The sequence below is a fragment of the Xanthomonas dyei genome (assembly GCF_002939865.1).
Taxonomy (GTDB): domain Bacteria; phylum Pseudomonadota; class Gammaproteobacteria; order Xanthomonadales; family Xanthomonadaceae; genus Xanthomonas; species Xanthomonas dyei.
This window is the reverse complement of sequence record NZ_MDEE01000115.1, coordinates 1-738: the sequence shown is the minus strand read 5'-3', so window position 1 is coordinate 738 and position 738 is coordinate 1. Positions and strand designations below refer to the sequence as shown.

The following is a 738-nucleotide window of genomic DNA, read 5'->3' as shown; positions in this document are numbered from 1 at the left end:
GAGACCGAAGGGGGCGGTGATGTAATCGCGGAGTTGCTGCTGGGCGGTAGACGACATGGCTTGCTTCCATTGTTCCAATGGAAGTAGTGATAAAACAGCTCCGGAATTCGTCAATCAAAAAGGGCATTTTTCTACTTTGCTTGAAGCAAACTCTACCGGGAGGGTGTCGTCTGGACTTACGCCAAAATTATTCTGCCCGATTTCAACTCGATAGATCCATGTAATTCAATGATTTAGAGATGGCCGGCAAAATAATTTTAAGTGGTTTTCCCTGTCATTATTGTACTGTTTAATGAAAATAAGCTAACTAAAACACCCATTATGTTAGTTTTTAAGGTGTACCATTCCTAAATGCCATGCTCGAATGTTAGTTTTATCTCGGTAGATAAAGCGGCCGGAAACGGGAGTTAACTAACATGGACCCCTTCGAGGGCATGGTGCTCGATTACCTTCGAGCGGACCGCTCGCTGTTCGTCAACAGCCTGTGCCACATCCAGCTTTACGAGGAAGCCAACCCCGACACCAATGGTCCGCTGGTTTGCGATGTCGTGGGTGTGATTGTCAAAAAGCAGAGCTTTACCTGTGCGAAACCATCCACGCGGTGAAATTTCCATCGCTCCACGATCTGTCGCAAAAATGAGGCCCAGCATTAGGGAAGGTCTGAACAACGAGGCCTAAGAGGGCAGAATGTCCGCATCGTTCCGGAGAATCGCGTTTGGATCTTCGGAGTTTCGCCAT

At 47.6% G+C, this 738-nt stretch carries 1 protein-coding gene; it reads left to right on the top strand.

Annotation, left to right across the window (positions count from 1 at the left end):
- Positions 1-416 precede the first annotated feature (416 nt).
- Positions 417-605, top strand: coding sequence for a hypothetical protein (locus XdyCFBP7245_RS23990; protein ID WP_146091740.1), 189 nt, complete (start codon positions 417-419; stop codon positions 603-605).
- Positions 606-738 lie beyond the last annotated feature (133 nt).